We start from the raw sequence: 15,097 nt of genomic DNA, 5'->3' as shown, positions 1-15,097 counted from the left end.
CGATGCTTCGCTTCCGCCTGACCGAACCGCTGGTGATGCTGGCCACGGTGCTGCAGTGGCTGGTGCTGGCCAGCTTCACCGGCGTGGTGGTGGGGCTGGGTTGCACGCTGTTCCTGCGCGCGCTGTTTGCCACCGAGGGACGCGTGTATGCAGCGCCGTGGTGGTGGTTGCTGCTGCTGTTGCCGCTGGGCGGGCTGGTCAATGGCCTGCTGCTGCATTACGGCTACCGGCTGCGGCGCAGCACGTTCATCGACAACCCCATCGTGGCGGTCAACGAGCAGCAGGGAAAGCTGCCGTTCCGCACGATGTGGATCAAGCCGCTGGCCGCCCTGGTCACGCTGGGGTGCGGCGGTTCGGCCGGCAAGGAAGGGCCGTGTTCGCATATCGGCGCCAGCCTCGCCGCGGCCATCGGCCGGGTGCTTGGCCTCAACCGCGAAATGCGCAAGCGGCTGCTGGCCTGCGGGGTCAGCGCCGGTTTCGCCAGCGTGTTCGGCACGCCGATCGCAGGCGCGATCTACGGCGTGGAGATGCTCGCCATCGGCCGCATTCGCCACGACTTCCTGTTCCCCGGCATCGTGGCGTGCGTCGCGGCGCTGCAGGTGTCGCGCTACCTCGGCGTTCCCTACCCCAGCTACCACATCGATTTTGCCGGCCACTTCACCGAGCTGCTGTTCCTGAAAACCGTGTTGATCGGGATTCTGTGCGGCGGGGTGGCGTGGATCTTCGTGGAGCTTCTGCGCCAGGCCAAGCGCGTGACCCACCGGGTGCGCACGCGCTGGGCGCTGTGGCCACCGCTGATGCCGATGCTGGGCGGGCTGCTGGTGGCGCTGCTGGTGGCGCTGCTGGTGCTGGCCGTCCCCACCGATTACCTGGGCCTGAGTCTGCCGGTCATGGAGCGGGCGCTGGCTGGCGCCAACATGCCGGTGACCGCGTTCTTCTGGAAGGCACTGCTGGTGGCAATCACTCTGGGCTCGGGTTTTTACGGCGGCATCATCACCCCGCAGTTCGTGCTGGGCGCCCTGGCCGGCGGCGCCTTCGCACCGTGGCTGGGCATCCCGCCCGCGCTGGGCGCGGCGGTCGGCTTCGTGTCCGTGGTCGCCGCTGCGTCGAATGCACCGATGGCCGCCATCGTGATGGGCGCCGAACTCTTTGGCAGCGATTCCACCCTGTACGTGGCCGGCGCCTGCGTGGCCGCGTACCTGATCATCGGCCACCGCAGCGTCTATCCGGAACAGCAGATCGCCTTCAGCAAATCCTCGTGGATCTTCGCCCATGCCGGGCTGCCGGTGGGCGAGGAAAAAGTGCGTCTGTCGTACGGGCTGCTGCGCTGGCTGCAAAAGCGTCGTCGCCGGGGCGCGTGAAAGAGTACCATTACGGTACTGATTGCGATCCGGAGCCACGCCGATGTCTTCGTACAACGACAACACGCGCCCCGACTGGGACCAGGCCCTGATCGACATCGTCGATTACGTGCGTGACTTCAGACCCGAGGGCACGCTGGCCTGGCACACCGCCCGGCACGTGTTGATCGACTCGCTGGGCTGCGCGATGGAAGCGCTGGACTATCCGGCCTGCCGCAAACTGCTGGGCCCCTGGGTGCCCGGCGCCACCCTGCAACACGGCGCGCGCGTGCCCGGCACCGGCTTCCAGCTCGACCCGGTCAAGGCCGCGTTCGACATCGGCACGATGATCCGCTGGCTGGACTACAACGACACCTGGCTGGCCGCCGAATGGGGCCATCCGTCGGACAACCTCGGCGCGATCCTCGCGGTGGCCGACTGGATGAGCCGCAACGCGGCGGCATCGAACCGGGCGGCGTTGACCATGCGCGAGGTGCTGGCCTGCGTGATCAAGGCGCACGAAATCCAGGGCGTGATCGCGCTGAAGAATTCATTCAACCAGGTCGGCCTGGACCACGTGGCGCTGGTGAAGCTGGCCTCGACCGCGGTGGTGTCATCGCTGCTCGGGCTGAACCGCGAGCAGTCGCTGGCGGCGCTGTCGCAGGTGTTCGTGGATGGCCAGAGCCTGCGCACGTATCGCCACGCGCCCAATACCGGCTCGCGCAAGAGCTGGGCTGCGGGCGATGCCTGCTCGCGCGCGGTGCGGCTGGCGCTGATCGCGCAGACCGGCGAGATGGGCTATCCAAGCGCGCTCACCGCACCGGCCTGGGGCTTCTACGACGTGTCATTCCAGGGACGCGCGTTCCGCTTCGAACGCGACTACGGCAGCTACGTGATCGAAAACGTGCTGTTCAAGATCAGCTACCCCGCCGAGTTCCACGCGCAAAGCGCGGTGGAAGCCGCAATGACGCTGCACCATCGGCTGCGCGAGCTCGGCCACAGCAGCGACGACATCCAGAAGATCGTCATCCGCACCCAGGCCGCGTGCATCCGCATCATCGACAAGGACGGCCCACTCGATAATCCCGCCGACCGCGACCACTGCATTCAATACATGGTCGCGGTGCCGCTGATCTTCGGCCAGCTGACCGCTGCCGATTACGAAAACGACGTCGCCGCCGACCCGCGCATCGACACCCTGCGCGCCAAGATCCGCTGCGTGGAAGACCCGCAACTCACCGCCGATTACCATGACCCCGACAAACGCAGCATTGCCAATGGCCTGACCGTCCACTTCAAGGACGGCAGCGTGCTGGAGGAGGTGCTGGTCGAATATCCCATCGGCCATCCACGCCGGCGCGACGAAGGCCTGCCGCTGCTGGAGGAGAAGTTCCGCCGCAACCTGGCGCGGCGCTTCGATGCGACGCAGCAGCAGCGCATCCTTGCGGTGTCAATGGAGCAGGCGGCGCTGGAACGCATGCCGGTGCATGACTTCATGGATCTGTTCGTGGCCTCCCGTCAGCACGGATAATTCAAATCAACTTGCCGATACCAGAACCAGACATCGATGACACACGCCCCCCAACTCCGCATTCCCGCCACCTACATGCGCGGCGGCACGTCGAAAGGCGTGTTCTTCAAGCTCGATGACCTGCCCGAAGCCGCGCGCGTTCCCGGCGCGGCGCGCGACGCGCTGCTGCTGCGGGTGATCGGCTCGCCCGACCCCTACGGCAAGCACACCGATGGCATGGGCGGCGCGACGTCGAGCACCAGCAAGTGCGTGATCATCGCGCCGGCCTCCGTGCCGGACCACGACGTCGATTACCTCTACGGGCAGGTCAGCATCGACAGCGCGTTCGTGGACTGGTCCGGCAACTGCGGCAACCTGAGTTCGGCGGTCGGGCCGTTCGCGATTGCCAATGGCTTGATCGATGCATCAAGGGTGCCGCGCGATGGCATCTGCACGGTGCGCATCTGGCAGGCCAATATCGGCAAGACGATTGTTGCGCATGTGCCGGTCACCAATGGCGAGGTGCAGGAAACCGGCGACTTCGAGCTGGACGGGGTCACCTTTCCTGCAGCGGAGATCGTGCTGGAGTTCCTTGACCCGTCCGACGATGGCGATGCGGGCGGCTCGATGTTTCCCACCGGCAATCTGGTCGATGACCTCGACGTGCCGGGCATCGGCACGCTCAAGGCGACGATGATCACCGCCGGCATCCCCACCGTGTTCGTCAATGCCGCCGACCTCGGCTTTGCCGGCACCGAGCTGCAGCCGGCGATCAACGAAGACAAGGTCGCGCTGGCGAAGCTGGAAGCGATCCGCGTGGCCGGCGCGCTGCGCATGGGGCTGATCAAGTCAGCGGAAGAAGCGTCAACCCGCCAGCACACGCCGAAGGTGGCCCTGGTTGCGCCAGCGCAGGACTACGCATCGTCCAGCGGCAAGCACATCGGCGCAGGCAGCATCGATCTCAACGTGCGCGCGATGTCGATGGGCAAGCTGCATCACGCGATGATGGGAACGGCGTCGGTTGCGATCGCCACCGCAGCGGCGGTGCCGGGCACATTGGTGAACACCGCGGCAGGCGGTGGCACCCGCGATGCCGTCAACTTCGGCCATCCCTCCGGCACGCTCCGGGTGGGCGCGTCGGTGCAGCAGATCGACGGCCAGTGGCAGGTGACCCGCGCCGTGATGAGCCGCAGCGCGCGGGTGCTGATGGACGGCTGGGTGCGCGTGCCGCCACCCGGCTGACCGCGCCAAAGCGTCAGTCGTGCGGGACGCCGGCCTTGTCCAGTTCGTGACGGGCCTGGTCGAACCCTTGCGACGGCACGAAGTCGTTGTCGCGGCTGCTCAGCTCCGCCCACTGCTCCAGGATGGCCTCGGCACTCGCCGCTGCACCCAATTGGATGCCCTGGGTCAGCGCGATGTAGGCCAGCTCGAAGCCACCCGCGCCGGCGCTGAGGATCGCGCGGTTGGGCGCATTCTGGGCCACCAGCGCCAGCACCGCCGGGCTGACCAGCTCCGGCTTGAACTTCGCCAGCTGCTCGGGCGGCAGGATGCCTTCCATCATCTGCGTGGCGCCGGTGGGCGCGAGGCAGTTGACGCGGATGTCGTGCTTGGCACCCTCGATGCCGAGGGTCTGCATCAAGCCCACCAGGCCCATCTTGGCGGCGGCATAGTTGGCTTGTCCGAAGTTGCCGTACAAGCCGCTGCACGAGGTGGTCATCACGATGCGGCCGTAGTCCTGCGCGCGCATCGCGTTCCACACGGCCCTGGTGCAATTGGCCGCGCCCATCAGGTGCACGTCCAGCACCAGCCGGAAATCGGCCAGGTCCATCTTGGCGAAACTCTTGTCGCGCAGGATGCCGGCATTGTTGACCAGGATGTCGATGCGGCCCCAGTCGGCCAGCACATCGTCCACCATCGCCTGCACCGCCTCGGCATCGGCCACCGAGCAAGTCACCGCGCGCGCCTGGCCACCCGCGGCGCGGATCTCATCGGCCACCGCGCCAGCGCTTTCGCCCAGGTCGTTGACCACGACCCGCGCGCCGCGCGCCGCAAGCAGCAGCGCATGCGAGCGCCCAAGCCCGCCGCCGGCGCCAGTGACGATGGCCACCCGGCCGCTGAGGTCGATGCGTGAGGTCATGCGATTGGTTCTCCGTGTCCGTGAATTCGCGGATGCCGGGCCAGCGCATCCAGTTCCTGCAATGCCTGCGGCAACTCGGCGATGGTACCGACCGCGCGCATGCGCGACTGCCCGCCGCGCAGCTCGGCCGTGGCTTCGTGCGCCCAGGTGGTGTGGTAAGGCACGTGCACGCCCCAGCCGCCCAGCGCCAGCACCGGCGCGATGTCCGAGCGCAGCGAATTGCCCACCATCAGGAAATCGCCGCCCGCCACACCGAATTCCCCCAGCAGGCGCGCATAGGTCTCGGGGTCTTTCTCGCTGACGACTTCGATGCGGCGGAACAGGTCGGACAACCCCGACTCGCGTACCTTGGCTTCCTGGTGGAACAGGTCGCCTTTGGTGATCAACACCACCGGGTACTGTGCGGCGACCGCCTCCACCGCGTCGCGCACGCCAGCCAGCAGCTCCACCGGATGCCGCAACAAATCCTTGGCAAGGGTCACGATGCGCTTGATGTCGGATGCACGGATGCGGGAGTCGGTGATTTCCACCGCCGCTTCCACCATCGACAGCGCCATGCCTTTCACGCCGTAGCCGAAGAACGCGATATTGCGCGCCTCGTATTCGTACAGGCGCTTGCCGACGTCGGCCAGGTCCACGTAGCCGGCGATGATCCGTTCGAACTGCGCCTGCGCATCGTCGAAATAATCCTGGCTGCGCCAAAGCGTGTCATCGGCATCGAAGCCGACCAGGGCGATGCCGGCGCGAGCGTGCAGGGAATCCATCCGCACAGTGTACGGAAGCGGCCCGCCTGCGGCACCCATGCGGCTAGACCGGTAATGCGGTGGTTTTCTTCACCGTGCGCAGCGCCAGCGTGGTCTGCACGCGGGTCACCCCGGGCAGCTGGGTGAGGATTTCGGTGTGGATGCGCTCGAAATCGGCGGCATCGGCATAGGCCACGCGCACCATGTAGTCGGCGGTGCCGGCCAGCAGGCAGCATTCGGTGACCTCCGGCTGGCCGTGGATGGCCGCTTCGAAGGCATCCAGCGCGCCCCGCCCCTGCTGGTCCAGGGTGACCAGCACGAAGGCCGTGCCCGCCACGCCGGCCAGCTTTTCGTCCAGCAGCATCACGTAGCGGGCGATCAACCCGGACTCTTCCAGCAATTTCACCCGCCGCAGGCAGGCCGAAGGCGACAGATTGATGCGCTGCGCCAGCTCCAGGTTGGTCAACCGGCCATCGGCCTGAAGCAGGCGCAGGATGGCGCGGTCGCGCTCGTCGAGAGAAACAGAGCTGGCACGCATTTGATGCGACATATTTGATATTCAGTCGAATTTAGCGCGATTATCACCCGAGAATGGTCGACATATTCGCGCCTAAATGCAGATTTCAAAGCGCATACTGCCGCTCTTCTGGTGCCGGGAAGGCCGGCGCCTGTCAGCCAGGAAATCATCATGCGCATCGGCGTCCCCAAGGAAATCAAGAACCACGAATACCGCGTAGGCCTGATCCCCTCGTCGGTCCATGAGCTCATCCATCACGGCCATGAAGTGGTGGTGGAGAAAGGCGCCGGCCTCGGTGCCGGGCTGTCGGACGATGACTACCTTGCCGCTGGCGCGACGATCATGGCGACTGCCGATGACATCTTCGCCACTGCCGACATGATCGTGAAGGTGAAGGAGCCGCAGGCCGATGAGCGCAAGAAGCTGCGCCCCGGGCAGATCCTGTTCACCTATCTGCATCTGGCCCCGGATGCGCCGCAGACCAGAGACCTGATCGACTCCGGCGCGGTGTGCATCGCATATGAAACCGTGACTGCCGCCAATGGCTCGCTGCCGCTGCTGACCCCGATGTCGGAAGTCGCCGGCCGGCTTGCCCCGCAGGTGGGCGCGCATTCGCTGGAGAAGGCGCAGGGCGGCCGCGGCGTGTTGCTGGGCGGCGTGCCCGGCGTGCCGGCGGCAGAAGTGGTGATCCTGGGCGGCGGCGTGTCCGGCACCCACGCGGCCACCATCGCGGTGGGCATGGGCGCCAAGGTCACCGTGGTGGATCGCTCGGCCGATGCGCTCAAGCGCCTCGCTGCGCAGTTCGGCACCGCGATCTCCACCGTGTTCTCCACCCGCGCCGCGATCGAGGAGCTGGTGCGCCGCGCCGACCTGCTGATCGGCACCGTGCTGATCCCGGGCGCAGCGGCGCCGAAGCTGGTGACCCGCGCGATGCTGAAGACCATGAAGCCGGGCGCGGTGATCGTGGACGTGGCGATCGACCAGGGCGGCTGCGTGGAAACCTCGCATGCCACCACCCACGCCGACCCGACCTACGTGGTCGATGGCGTGGTGCATTACTGCGTGGCCAACATGCCCGGCGCAGTGGCGCGCACCTCCACCTTCGCGCTCAACAACGTCACCCTGCCGTTCGCGCTGGCGCTGGCCGAGAAGGGCTGGAAGCAGGCGCTGATCGATGATGCGCACCTGCGCAACGGCCTGAACGTGTGCGAAGGCAAGGTCACCTGCGAGCCGGTGGCGCAAGTACACGGCCTGTCCTACGTCAGTGCCGAGAGCCTGCTGGGCCTGTAACCGGTCGCCACCCTCCAGTGCGATGAAAAAGGGGACGGCATGCCGTCCCCTTTGCATTGCCCCGCGGCGGCGCATCCACGACGGCAATCAGACTTTCTTCACGAACTCCGACTTCAGGCCCATCTGGCCGATGCCGTCGATCTTGCAGTCGATGTCGTGGTCGCCATCCACCAGGCGGATATTGCGCACCTTGGTGCCGACTTTCACCACCGACGACGAGCCCTTCACTTTCAGGTCCTTGATGACGGTGACGGTATCGCCGTCCTGCAGCAGGTTGCCCACCGCATCCTTGACGATCCTTGCCGCGTCAACAGCCTCCTCCTGCGCGGCTGGCGACCATTCGTGCGCGCACTCGGGGCAGACCAGCATCGCGCCGTCTTCGTAGGTGTATGCGGAATTGCACGTCGGGCAGGGTGGCAAGGTCGTCATCGCGTTACTTCGTTTGCAGGAGAATCCGCAATTTTACGCCGCCGCACGCGGAAGCGGATGCGCGTCGCCGGCAGTCGTCGTATCGAGTGCCGCCGAACACAGGATCTTCGCAACCGCTCGACAACCCGGCTGCTCCGTCAGCGGCGCAGCCAGCACCAGCTTTTCAACCGGATATCCCCGCCGCGCGTGGGTGCGCGATGAAAACGTCGCCGCACTATTCATGCGCGCAAAACGGAGGGCAATCCGCGCTTGCAGCGGCTCGGCATCCGCACTCATGGCTTGCGCGCAACGATGATTTCGCTGACCGGCATGAACGCATCCATCTGCTGCTTGAGTTGCTGCCCTTTCTGCGTTTCCAGCAGCGCGCTCCATGCCGCGGTCCAGTGATCGAGCACCGGGTGCGCGGGATCATGCAGCGCCACCTCGCAGCCGTAGAACAAGGCCCACCAAAGTGACCAGAAGAATCCGCTCCGGGTGTGCTCCTGCACCACCAGTCCTGCATCGGCAACCCAGCGTGCAAAGGCCTCGCGCTCGATGATGCGCAGCGCAGCGCCCGGCTGGTCGCGCCAGGCCGGCGGCAACACGGTCTCTTGCAAGCGCTCTTGCAGGGCACCTGGCACGCTGAGCAGGTACAGCGCGCCGGGCGCACCGATGCGGACCAGTTCGGCCAGCATGCGTTGCGGATCTTCCACGTGCTGCAGCACCTCGGTGCAGATCACCCGCGTGGCCATGCCGTCCTCCAGCGGCAGCGGGCTGGCGTCGCTGAGCAGCGTGTGGTACGCGGTTGCGCGTTCAAGGCACAACTGCGCGCGCGCTTCGCGGAGCATCTGCGGATTGTTGTCGACGGCATGCACGGTTGCACCGTGACGCGCGCAGAACGCGCTGTTGAACCCGACTCCGCAACCAACATCCACCACCACGTCGTCGGCGCCGATCGGCATGCCGCGAAACAGCTCTCCGCTGTCTTCGCGATACCAGCCGGCCAGCCTGGCATCGCGCAAGCCGACCTCGGAGGGGCCATGCACGCTGCCATCGGGTGCAGCGGCATCGGGATATTCAAAAAAATCGGACATGGCTGACCTTTGGGGCGACGGGCCGCGTCACTTGCGGCAGCGCATTTTCCAGCATCACGCGCGCAGCATCGGCGGTCCGGCTCCGGCAGAATGCGCTTGCGGCCACTTGGCTGGAACAAAAGGGCGACGATGGACGTGATCGATCTGCGCAGCGACACCGTGACCCGGCCGACTGCCGCAATGCGGGCAGCCATGCTGGATGCGGTGGTCGGCGACGACGTGTATGGCGAGGATCCCACGGTGATCGCGCTGCAGCAGCGGCTGGCCAGCGACCTGGGCTTCGATGCCGGCTTGTTCGTGCCCAGCGGCACCCAATCCAATTTGTTGGCGCTGCTGGCGCACTGCGAGCGCGGCGACGAATATCTGGTCGGCATGGATGCGCACACCTACAAATTCGAAGGCGGTGGTGCGGCGGTGCTGGGCTCGATCCAGCCGCAGCCCATCGTGCAGGCCGAAGACGGCTCGCTGCCGCTGGAGGACATTGCCGCGGCAATCAAGCCGGTGGACCCGCACTTCGCGCGCACTCGCCTGCTGGCACTGGAGAACACCTGGCATGGGCGCACGCTGCCGCTCGATTACCTGCGCGACGCGCACGCGCTGGCACGCGCGCATGGGTTGGGCCTGCATCTGGATGGCGCGCGGCTGTACAACGCCGCCGTGGCCTGCAAGGTGCCGGCACGCGAGATCGCCGGCCACTTCGATAGCGTGTCGGTCTGTCTGTCCAAGGGCCTAGGCGCGCCGGTCGGCTCGGTGCTGGTCGGCTCGCAGGCGCTGATCGACACGGCGCGTCGCTGGCGCAAGGTCTGCGGCGGCGGTTGGCGCCAGGCGGGCATCCTCGCCGCTGCCGGCCTGCATGCGCTGGATCACCATGTGCAGCGACTGGCGCAGGACCATGACCGCGCGGCGCGGCTTGCCGGCCTGCTCGGCCAGATCGACGGCATCGACCTGCTTGGCCAGCACACCAACATGGTGTTCCTCCACGTCCCCGCCGAGCGCCTGCGCGCACTGGATGCCCATCTGCGCGACGCGGGCATCCGCATCAGCATCGGTTACCTGCCGACGCTGCGCCTGGTGACCCATCTGGATGTCGATGATGACGGCATCGAACGCACGGCGGCCGCATTCGCGCGGTTTTTTGCGGCGCATTGAGCTGCCACGCAGCGCGTTGCCGCCGCAACCGGGCCCGCCGGGGTCAGCGCGCCGATGCAGTCTCGAGATGCGTCAGGTACAGGCGCAGGTCGAACTCCAGTTGGTGGTAGTCGGGCTCCATGTGCGTGCACAGCCGATAGAACGCCTTGTCGTGCCCGGCTTCTTTCAAGTGCGCCAGTTCATGCACCACGATCATCCTCAGGAACTCTGCGGGCGCATCGCGGAACACGGCGGCGATGCGGATTTCCCGGCTGGCCTTGAGCCGGCTGCCCTGCACCCGGGAGATGCTGGTGTGGGTGCCCAGCGCGTGCTTCATCACCTGCAGCTTGCCGTCGTACATCACCTTGCCCAGCGGTACGGAGGTGCGCAGATGGCGCGCCTTCAGCGTCTGGACGTAGTCATGCAACTGGCCGTCGCTGCGCACCGCGTGCAGTTGCCCGTACCTGGCCTCCAGCACGGCGCCCAGGCGCCCCTGCGCCATCAGCGCCTGCACTTTTTCAAGCACGTGCGGCGGGTAGCCCGCGAGGTATTTGAACATTTCCATCGGCAGCGCAGACCACCGTATCCTCGGGGGGCGGCGGGTATGATGGGCCGGAATTCCCCATTGCGGAACCCGGACATGGCGAAGGCGAATCCGCTCCAGGAACAGTTGCTCAAGGCCGGGCTGGTCAAGAAATCCAAGGTGGCTGAAGTCGCGCGCGAGCAACTCAAGGCGCGCCATGGCAAACGCCCGGCGGATCCCAACGACATCCGGCGCGACGCGGAGCGCGCCCGGGCCGAGAAGGCCGAACGCGATCGCGCGCTTGCGGCCGAGCAAAAGGCCAGGGCGCGCATCGTTGAACTGCGCGCGCAAGCGCGACAAATCATCGAAGACAAGCAGGTCCCGCGCTCGGGCGAGAGCGAATACCGCTTCACGGCCGATGGCGCCATCCGCACCCTGCTGGTCAATGACGACCTGCGCAGACTGCTGTCCGCGGGCGCGCTGGTGATCGCCCGACTGGGCGAGCGCTACGCGCTGCTGCCGCGCGCGGCAGCCGACAAGGTGCGCGAACGCGACCCCGGCATGATCGTGCTCGATCACGGCAACGCGACAGAGCCTGCGGCTGCCAGCTCGGAGGACGATGCGTATTACGCGCAGTTCAAGGTGCCGGACGACCTGATCTGGTAAATGCGCGCAGGGAACGCGATTCGCGGCCAACCCGCGTTTTCAAGGCGGACAGCCTGCCCGCCCGGCCGCAGCGGCTGGCCCGCGTGGCGGCGAACCGGTGAAACCGCGCCAGATCGCCCTCTTGGGCTGCAACCAAGGCCACTGGCAGGGGGGATTGCCGGTGCGCAAGCACCCGAATGGATTAATCGCCCCTGATGATGTTTGACCTTTTTTGGACACCCTGCCCGAAAGTGCGGTAGTGTGGGCGCACTGTTCAAAGCGGGATCACGGTACATCGTGGCTCCGATGCGGTTGATCAACAGGCTACAAGGTCGAAGCCGGCCTCTCCAGACGATCTGCTCCATCGCTTCGCGTTACCCCTTGCTCGATCAGTCACGGCGCCGCGTTGCGCGAGTCGTGCTTCCTCAATGTTCCAAGGAGTAACACCATGTCAGATCGTCAAACCGGCACCGTCAAGTGGTTCAACGACGCCAAGGGCTTCGGCTTCATCACCCCGCAGAGCGGCGATGACCTGTTCGTCCATTTCCGTTCGATCCAGGGCAACGGCTTCAAGTCGCTGCAGGAAGGCCAGAAGGTCTCGTTCAAGGTTGCGCAGGGCCAGAAGGGCCTGCAGGCCGAAGAAGTGCAGGCCGAGTAACTCTACTCGACGCTTGCGCCGCGTCAGCGGCAACAAGACCCCGGGCGGCAACGCCCGGGGTTTTTTGTTGCCGTCGTCATTCCCGCGAAGACGGGACGACGACGGCGCTTCAGAACATTCTTACTTTGTGCTGGCATTCACGGCGCGCAGCGCGCGTGCGGCGTCCACATACTTCGCCGTCTTCGGGTTGGCGGCGTTCCAGCGCGGCGCCTGCGGATCGCTGGCAATCATCAGGACTGCCAGCGCCACGGTACGATCGATGGCGGCCATGTTGGTGTAATCGATCTTGTCCCAGGTGTCGGCGGCGCCGTGGTAATCCGGATACTCGTAGGCGACGCTGACGGTGTGCGCCGGCACGCCCAGGTCGGCCAGCGCCTGGTTGTCGCTGGCGGCGAAATAGCGGTCGCTGTTCACGGGATGCCTGGTGATGCGGATGCCGGTCGCTTCGCCGGCCTTGCGCAGCACGTCGCCCACCTCGGAGTAGTCGGCGCCGGTAACCGCGGCGGCGCGCATCTGCGGCCCCTCGCTGTCGTCGGTGCGGCCGATCTGCTCCAGGTTGATGTCGGCCACGGTATCGGCCACCGGCACCAGCGGATGCTTGCCGTAATAGCGTGAGCCGACCAGGCCGTGCTCTTCGCCGAACACGGTCATGAACACGATGCTGCGCTTCGGCCGCACCTTCTGCGCGGCGAATGCGCGGGCCAGCTCCAGCACCGACACCGTGCCGCTGCCGTCGTCGTTGGCGCCGTTGTAGATGGGATCGTCGCCCTTGCCCTCGCGGATGCCGAGATGGTCGTAATGCGCGGTCACCAGCACGTAGGTCCTGGACAGCGCCGGGTCGGAACCGCGCAGCAGGCCGACCACATTGCGCACCGGCAGCGGCGCCAGCGCATCGGCGTACTTGGCATGCTCGCGGGCCGGCGCGATCTCGCGCCAGTCGGCGGTCTGGAAATAGCCGTCGTCGCCCAGCGGCTCCAGCCCGGCGGCGCGGAACTGCGAGGCGATGTAGTCGGCGGCAATGTCCAGCCCGCGCGACGGCGTGCCGCGCCCTCCCAATGCATCCGAGGCAAGAAACGCCAGATGCCCGCGCATTGCATCGGCGGAAACGGTGGCGAGCAACTGTGCTTGATCGGGTCGCAACTGCGGCTCGCCCGCCAGCGCAACAGACGCCGTGAACAGGGTGGCCGCAAGCATGGCGCGCAGCGTCGGGATGGCAGGCATCGACGGTTCTCACGGAAGGGATCGTTCGCAGTCTAGCGTTCGCCTGCGGCAGCCACTGCTGCCATTAGTCCTGCCTTTTCACCCTTTCCCGCAGCAGGATTCGGATTCCCGGCAGCCCGATTTCGAACATGGCGGCAGGGGGCGGGATGCGCATGGAAAAAACGGGACTAGCGGCTTCCGGCTACTGTTGATTCAACAGCGCGCGAAATTAAGCCACGACATCAAGCTACTTGTGGGCGGTTCCACGAATACGCCCGAAATAAAGGTTGTGCCGTCGATGCAGACGGCACCAGATAACTGTCCAACCATGGACTCCGCCCTCCGTAGAAATGAAAAAAACGCCTTTTGGCGGTTTTTCCGCCCCAAGCCGCCGGGTCAACTCGATGACGACGGCAAGGGGGATGGCAAGGCCATTGACCCACTCCACATAACGCGTTTTCAACCCATTGCGCCGCGCCGTTCAGGAACCAACATCACCCGCACTTGCTATACCCGCAATTCAAGCAGGTCGCGCACCCATCCATCAGCACCAGCGCCTTGGTGCTGCACTTGTGGCACATGGTGGCAGTGGGCGGGAAGGTGGCGCCTTCGCCAGTGACTTCGATGTCTTCCGGATGATCGGCGGCGCTGCTCAGGCCGGCCAGGGCGGACTCAGCGTTTTTTTTTGAGCGACCTTCGTATTGCTTGCGCTTCTCGGCGATCAGCGCCTTCTGGTGCTCGCTCATTTCGGGATCGTGCAACAGGCCGATCGACTTCAGGTGGTCTTCCACGATGTGGCCGAGTTCCGCCACCAGCGACGGCATGTACACGCCGCCGGCCTTGAAGTAGCCGCCGCGCGGGTCGAACACGGCCTTCATTTCATCGACGATGAAGGTGACGTCGCCCCCCTTGCGGAACACGGCGGACATGATGCGAGTCAGCGCCACGATCCACTGGAAATGCTCCATCGACTTGGAGTTGATGAAGATCTCGAACGGGCGACGGTGCTCATGCTCGGAGCCGGCATTGAGCACGATGTCGTTGATGGTCACGTAGAACGCGTGTTCCACCAGCGGCGACTTGATCTTGTAGGTGCTGCCGATCAGGACTTCCGGACGCTCGATGCGCTCGTGCATCTGGATGACGTTGTCGTCGGGCTGGTCGGCCGGCACGGCCGCAAGCCTGGCGGCTTCCTTGGCCTTGTCGTCTGCGGTGACGACAGTGTAGCCCTTGATTTTCTTTTCGATCCTGACGGTCATGGTCCTGACTCTGCGTGTTCGCTGCTGCGTTCTGGATTGCACGCCGCGCCCGGGGTTGCCGGACGCGGCGGCGTGTACGTGCTTATTTTTTCGCGGCCTTCCTGGCGACTTTTTTCACCGCTTTCCTGGCAACGGCCTTCTTGGCGGGCGCTTTCTTCACCGCTTTTTTGGCTGCGGCTTTCTTGGCGACCGCTTTCTTGGCTGGCGCCTTCTTCACCGCTTTCTTGGCGGCAACTTTCTTGACGGCTTTTTTCGCCACCGCTTTCTTGGCAACGGCTTTTTTCACCGCCTTTTTGGCGGCCGCCTTCTTGCCGGCCACCTTTTTCTTCAGGCTTGCCACTTCCTTCTTCGCATCCGCGCTGGCGGTGGCAAGCTTCTTCTTCGCCGTGGCCACCGATTTCTTGACCGCCTTCTTCGCCTTGGCGATATCGGCGCTCATCGTCTTCCTGGCCTGGGTCGCCGCCTTTTTCACCCGGGTCACCGTGGAACTCGCGGCGTTGGCCGCTGCCCCGCCCATCTCGGCGACTTTTTCCTTCGCAGCTTCAACGGCATCCGACAGCGTTGCCGTTACTCCATCTCCATTGCTCATGTGCCCTCCTGATCGGGCGTGGTTGGTGGGTACCGCAGCACCGATCCTATACCTGC

17 protein-coding genes are annotated in these 15,097 nt (G+C 65.7%); 7 read left to right on the top strand and 10 right to left on the bottom strand.

Going from position 1 to position 15,097, the window contains the following annotated elements; all coding sequences use genetic code 11:
* Nucleotides 1-2: 2 nt before the first annotated feature.
* Genes LIW09_RS01130 through prpF form a run of 3 tightly spaced genes read left to right on the top strand, consistent with a single transcriptional unit; the run spans nt 3 to nt 4,092 of the window.
* Nucleotides 3-1,361 carry a chloride channel protein gene (locus tag LIW09_RS01130; protein ID WP_256646163.1) on the top strand — a complete coding sequence of 453 codons (1,359 nt, stop codon included), beginning with the start codon at nt 3-5 and terminating at the stop codon, nt 1,359-1,361.
* A 43-nt stretch (nt 1,362-1,404) separates the two neighbouring features.
* Nucleotides 1,405-2,871, top strand: a complete 1,467-nt coding sequence (locus tag LIW09_RS01125; RefSeq protein ID WP_256646162.1) for a bifunctional 2-methylcitrate dehydratase/aconitate hydratase — start codon at nt 1,405-1,407, stop codon at nt 2,869-2,871.
* Between the two features lie 36 nt (nt 2,872-2,907).
* Nucleotides 2,908-4,092, top strand: a complete 1,185-nt coding sequence (gene prpF / locus LIW09_RS01120; protein WP_256646161.1) for a 2-methylaconitate cis-trans isomerase PrpF — start codon at nt 2,908-2,910, stop codon at nt 4,090-4,092.
* Between the two features lie 13 nt (nt 4,093-4,105).
* Here prpF and LIW09_RS01115 read toward each other — a convergent pair whose 3' ends face one another.
* Genes LIW09_RS01115 through LIW09_RS01105 form a run of 3 tightly spaced genes read right to left on the bottom strand, consistent with a single transcriptional unit; the run spans nt 4,106 to nt 6,268 of the window.
* On the bottom strand, nt 4,106-4,987 hold the full coding sequence (locus LIW09_RS01115) for an SDR family NAD(P)-dependent oxidoreductase (RefSeq protein ID WP_256646160.1): 882 nt from the start codon (nt 4,985-4,987) through the stop codon (nt 4,106-4,108).
* Nucleotides 4,984-5,751, bottom strand: coding sequence for an HAD family hydrolase (locus tag LIW09_RS01110; RefSeq protein ID WP_256646159.1), 768 nt, complete (start codon nt 5,749-5,751; stop codon nt 4,984-4,986). The genes LIW09_RS01115 and LIW09_RS01110 overlap by 4 nt, the downstream gene beginning before the upstream one ends.
* Before the next feature lie 43 nt (nt 5,752-5,794).
* Nucleotides 5,795-6,268 carry an Lrp/AsnC family transcriptional regulator gene (locus tag LIW09_RS01105; RefSeq protein WP_256646158.1) on the bottom strand — a complete coding sequence of 158 codons (474 nt, stop codon included), beginning with the start codon at nt 6,266-6,268 and terminating at the stop codon, nt 5,795-5,797.
* A gap of 150 nt (nt 6,269-6,418) precedes the next feature.
* On the opposite strand from LIW09_RS01105, the gene ald reads away from it, so the two are divergent.
* A complete protein-coding gene (gene ald, locus LIW09_RS01100; RefSeq protein WP_256646157.1) occupies nt 6,419-7,537 on the top strand; it encodes an alanine dehydrogenase in 1,119 nt (372 codons plus the stop codon).
* Between the two features lie 87 nt (nt 7,538-7,624).
* On the opposite strand, the gene LIW09_RS01095 is transcribed toward ald, so the two are convergent.
* The 3 genes from LIW09_RS01095 to LIW09_RS01085 are packed head-to-tail and all read right to left on the bottom strand — an operon-like array spanning nt 7,625 to nt 9,039.
* On the bottom strand, nt 7,625-7,966 hold the full coding sequence (locus LIW09_RS01095; protein ID WP_256646156.1) for a zinc ribbon domain-containing protein YjdM: 342 nt from the start codon (nt 7,964-7,966) through the stop codon (nt 7,625-7,627).
* A 33-nt stretch (nt 7,967-7,999) separates the two neighbouring features.
* Complete coding sequence (locus LIW09_RS01090; RefSeq protein WP_256646155.1) at nt 8,000-8,242, bottom strand: hypothetical protein; 243 nt, start codon at nt 8,240-8,242, stop codon at nt 8,000-8,002.
* On the bottom strand, nt 8,239-9,039 hold the full coding sequence (locus tag LIW09_RS01085) for a class I SAM-dependent methyltransferase (protein ID WP_256646154.1): 801 nt from the start codon (nt 9,037-9,039) through the stop codon (nt 8,239-8,241). The genes LIW09_RS01090 and LIW09_RS01085 overlap by 4 nt, the downstream gene beginning before the upstream one ends.
* Before the next feature lie 129 nt (nt 9,040-9,168).
* On the opposite strand from LIW09_RS01085, the gene ltaE reads away from it, so the two are divergent.
* A complete protein-coding gene (gene ltaE / locus LIW09_RS01080) occupies nt 9,169-10,188 on the top strand; it encodes a low-specificity L-threonine aldolase (RefSeq protein WP_256646153.1) in 1,020 nt (339 codons plus the stop codon).
* Nucleotides 10,189-10,231: 43 nt separating this feature from the next.
* Here ltaE and LIW09_RS01075 read toward each other — a convergent pair whose 3' ends face one another.
* The gene (locus LIW09_RS01075; protein WP_256646152.1) at nt 10,232-10,732 is read right to left on the bottom strand and encodes a M48 metallopeptidase family protein; all 501 of its coding nucleotides are present in this window, start codon (nt 10,730-10,732) and stop codon (nt 10,232-10,234) included.
* 75 nt (nt 10,733-10,807) lie between these two features.
* On the opposite strand from LIW09_RS01075, the gene LIW09_RS01070 reads away from it, so the two are divergent.
* Complete coding sequence (locus LIW09_RS01070) at nt 10,808-11,356, top strand: DUF2058 domain-containing protein (protein WP_256646151.1); 549 nt, start codon at nt 10,808-10,810, stop codon at nt 11,354-11,356.
* A gap of 427 nt (nt 11,357-11,783) precedes the next feature.
* Nucleotides 11,784-11,993, top strand: a complete 210-nt coding sequence (locus LIW09_RS01065; protein ID WP_256646150.1) for a cold-shock protein — start codon at nt 11,784-11,786, stop codon at nt 11,991-11,993.
* Between the two features lie 120 nt (nt 11,994-12,113).
* On the opposite strand, the gene LIW09_RS01060 is transcribed toward LIW09_RS01065, so the two are convergent.
* From LIW09_RS01060 to LIW09_RS01050, 3 genes are all read right to left on the bottom strand, one after another.
* Nucleotides 12,114-13,214: a M28 family peptidase gene (locus LIW09_RS01060; RefSeq protein WP_256646149.1), complete on the bottom strand. Its 1,101-nt coding sequence runs from the start codon at nt 13,212-13,214 to the stop codon at nt 12,114-12,116.
* A gap of 473 nt (nt 13,215-13,687) precedes the next feature.
* Entirely contained in the window at nt 13,688-14,452 is a 765-nt protein-coding gene (locus LIW09_RS01055; RefSeq protein ID WP_256646148.1) for a TSCPD domain-containing protein, read from the bottom strand.
* Between the two features lie 82 nt (nt 14,453-14,534).
* The gene (locus tag LIW09_RS01050; RefSeq protein ID WP_256646147.1) at nt 14,535-15,041 is read right to left on the bottom strand and encodes a hypothetical protein; all 507 of its coding nucleotides are present in this window, start codon (nt 15,039-15,041) and stop codon (nt 14,535-14,537) included.
* Nucleotides 15,042-15,097: the final 56 nt, after the last annotated feature.

This window comes from Thermomonas paludicola (assembly GCF_024498955.1).
In the GTDB taxonomy this organism is placed as follows: Bacteria; Pseudomonadota; Gammaproteobacteria; order Xanthomonadales; family Xanthomonadaceae; genus Thermomonas; species Thermomonas paludicola.
Note: the sequence above shows the minus strand (reverse complement) of the source record. Positions and strands in the feature narration are given on the sequence as shown.

Excerpts from the sequence above, each read along its gene's own strand:
- LIW09_RS01105 (WP_256646158.1), bottom strand. The coding sequence starts at position 6,268 with ATGCGTGCCAGCTCTGTTTCTCTCGACGAGCGCGACCGCGCCATCCTG.
- LIW09_RS01090 (WP_256646155.1), bottom strand. The coding sequence starts at position 8,242 with ATGAGTGCGGATGCCGAGCCGCTGCAAGCGCGGATTGCCCTCCGTTTT.
- LIW09_RS01060 (WP_256646149.1), bottom strand. The coding sequence starts at position 13,214 with ATGCCTGCCATCCCGACGCTGCGCGCCATGCTTGCGGCCACCCTGTTC.
- LIW09_RS01055 (WP_256646148.1), bottom strand. The coding sequence starts at position 14,452 with ATGACCGTCAGGATCGAAAAGAAAATCAAGGGCTACACTGTCGTCACC.
- LIW09_RS01095 (WP_256646156.1), bottom strand. The coding sequence starts at position 7,966 with ATGACGACCTTGCCACCCTGCCCGACGTGCAATTCCGCATACACCTAC.
- prpF (WP_256646161.1), top strand. The coding sequence starts at position 2,908 with ATGACACACGCCCCCCAACTCCGCATTCCCGCCACCTACATGCGCGGC.
- LIW09_RS01110 (WP_256646159.1), bottom strand. The coding sequence starts at position 5,751 with ATGGATTCCCTGCACGCTCGCGCCGGCATCGCCCTGGTCGGCTTCGAT.
- LIW09_RS01115 (WP_256646160.1), bottom strand. The coding sequence starts at position 4,987 with ATGACCTCACGCATCGACCTCAGCGGCCGGGTGGCCATCGTCACTGGC.
- LIW09_RS01125 (WP_256646162.1), top strand. The coding sequence starts at position 1,405 with ATGTCTTCGTACAACGACAACACGCGCCCCGACTGGGACCAGGCCCTG.
- ltaE (WP_256646153.1), top strand. The coding sequence starts at position 9,169 with ATGGACGTGATCGATCTGCGCAGCGACACCGTGACCCGGCCGACTGCC.
- LIW09_RS01130 (WP_256646163.1), top strand. The coding sequence starts at position 3 with ATGCTTCGCTTCCGCCTGACCGAACCGCTGGTGATGCTGGCCACGGTG.
- ald (WP_256646157.1), top strand. The coding sequence starts at position 6,419 with ATGCGCATCGGCGTCCCCAAGGAAATCAAGAACCACGAATACCGCGTA.
- LIW09_RS01075 (WP_256646152.1), bottom strand. The coding sequence starts at position 10,732 with ATGGAAATGTTCAAATACCTCGCGGGCTACCCGCCGCACGTGCTTGAA.
- LIW09_RS01085 (WP_256646154.1), bottom strand. The coding sequence starts at position 9,039 with ATGTCCGATTTTTTTGAATATCCCGATGCCGCTGCACCCGATGGCAGC.
- LIW09_RS01050 (WP_256646147.1), bottom strand. The coding sequence starts at position 15,041 with ATGAGCAATGGAGATGGAGTAACGGCAACGCTGTCGGATGCCGTTGAA.
- LIW09_RS01070 (WP_256646151.1), top strand. The coding sequence starts at position 10,808 with ATGGCGAAGGCGAATCCGCTCCAGGAACAGTTGCTCAAGGCCGGGCTG.
- LIW09_RS01065 (WP_256646150.1), top strand. The coding sequence starts at position 11,784 with ATGTCAGATCGTCAAACCGGCACCGTCAAGTGGTTCAACGACGCCAAG.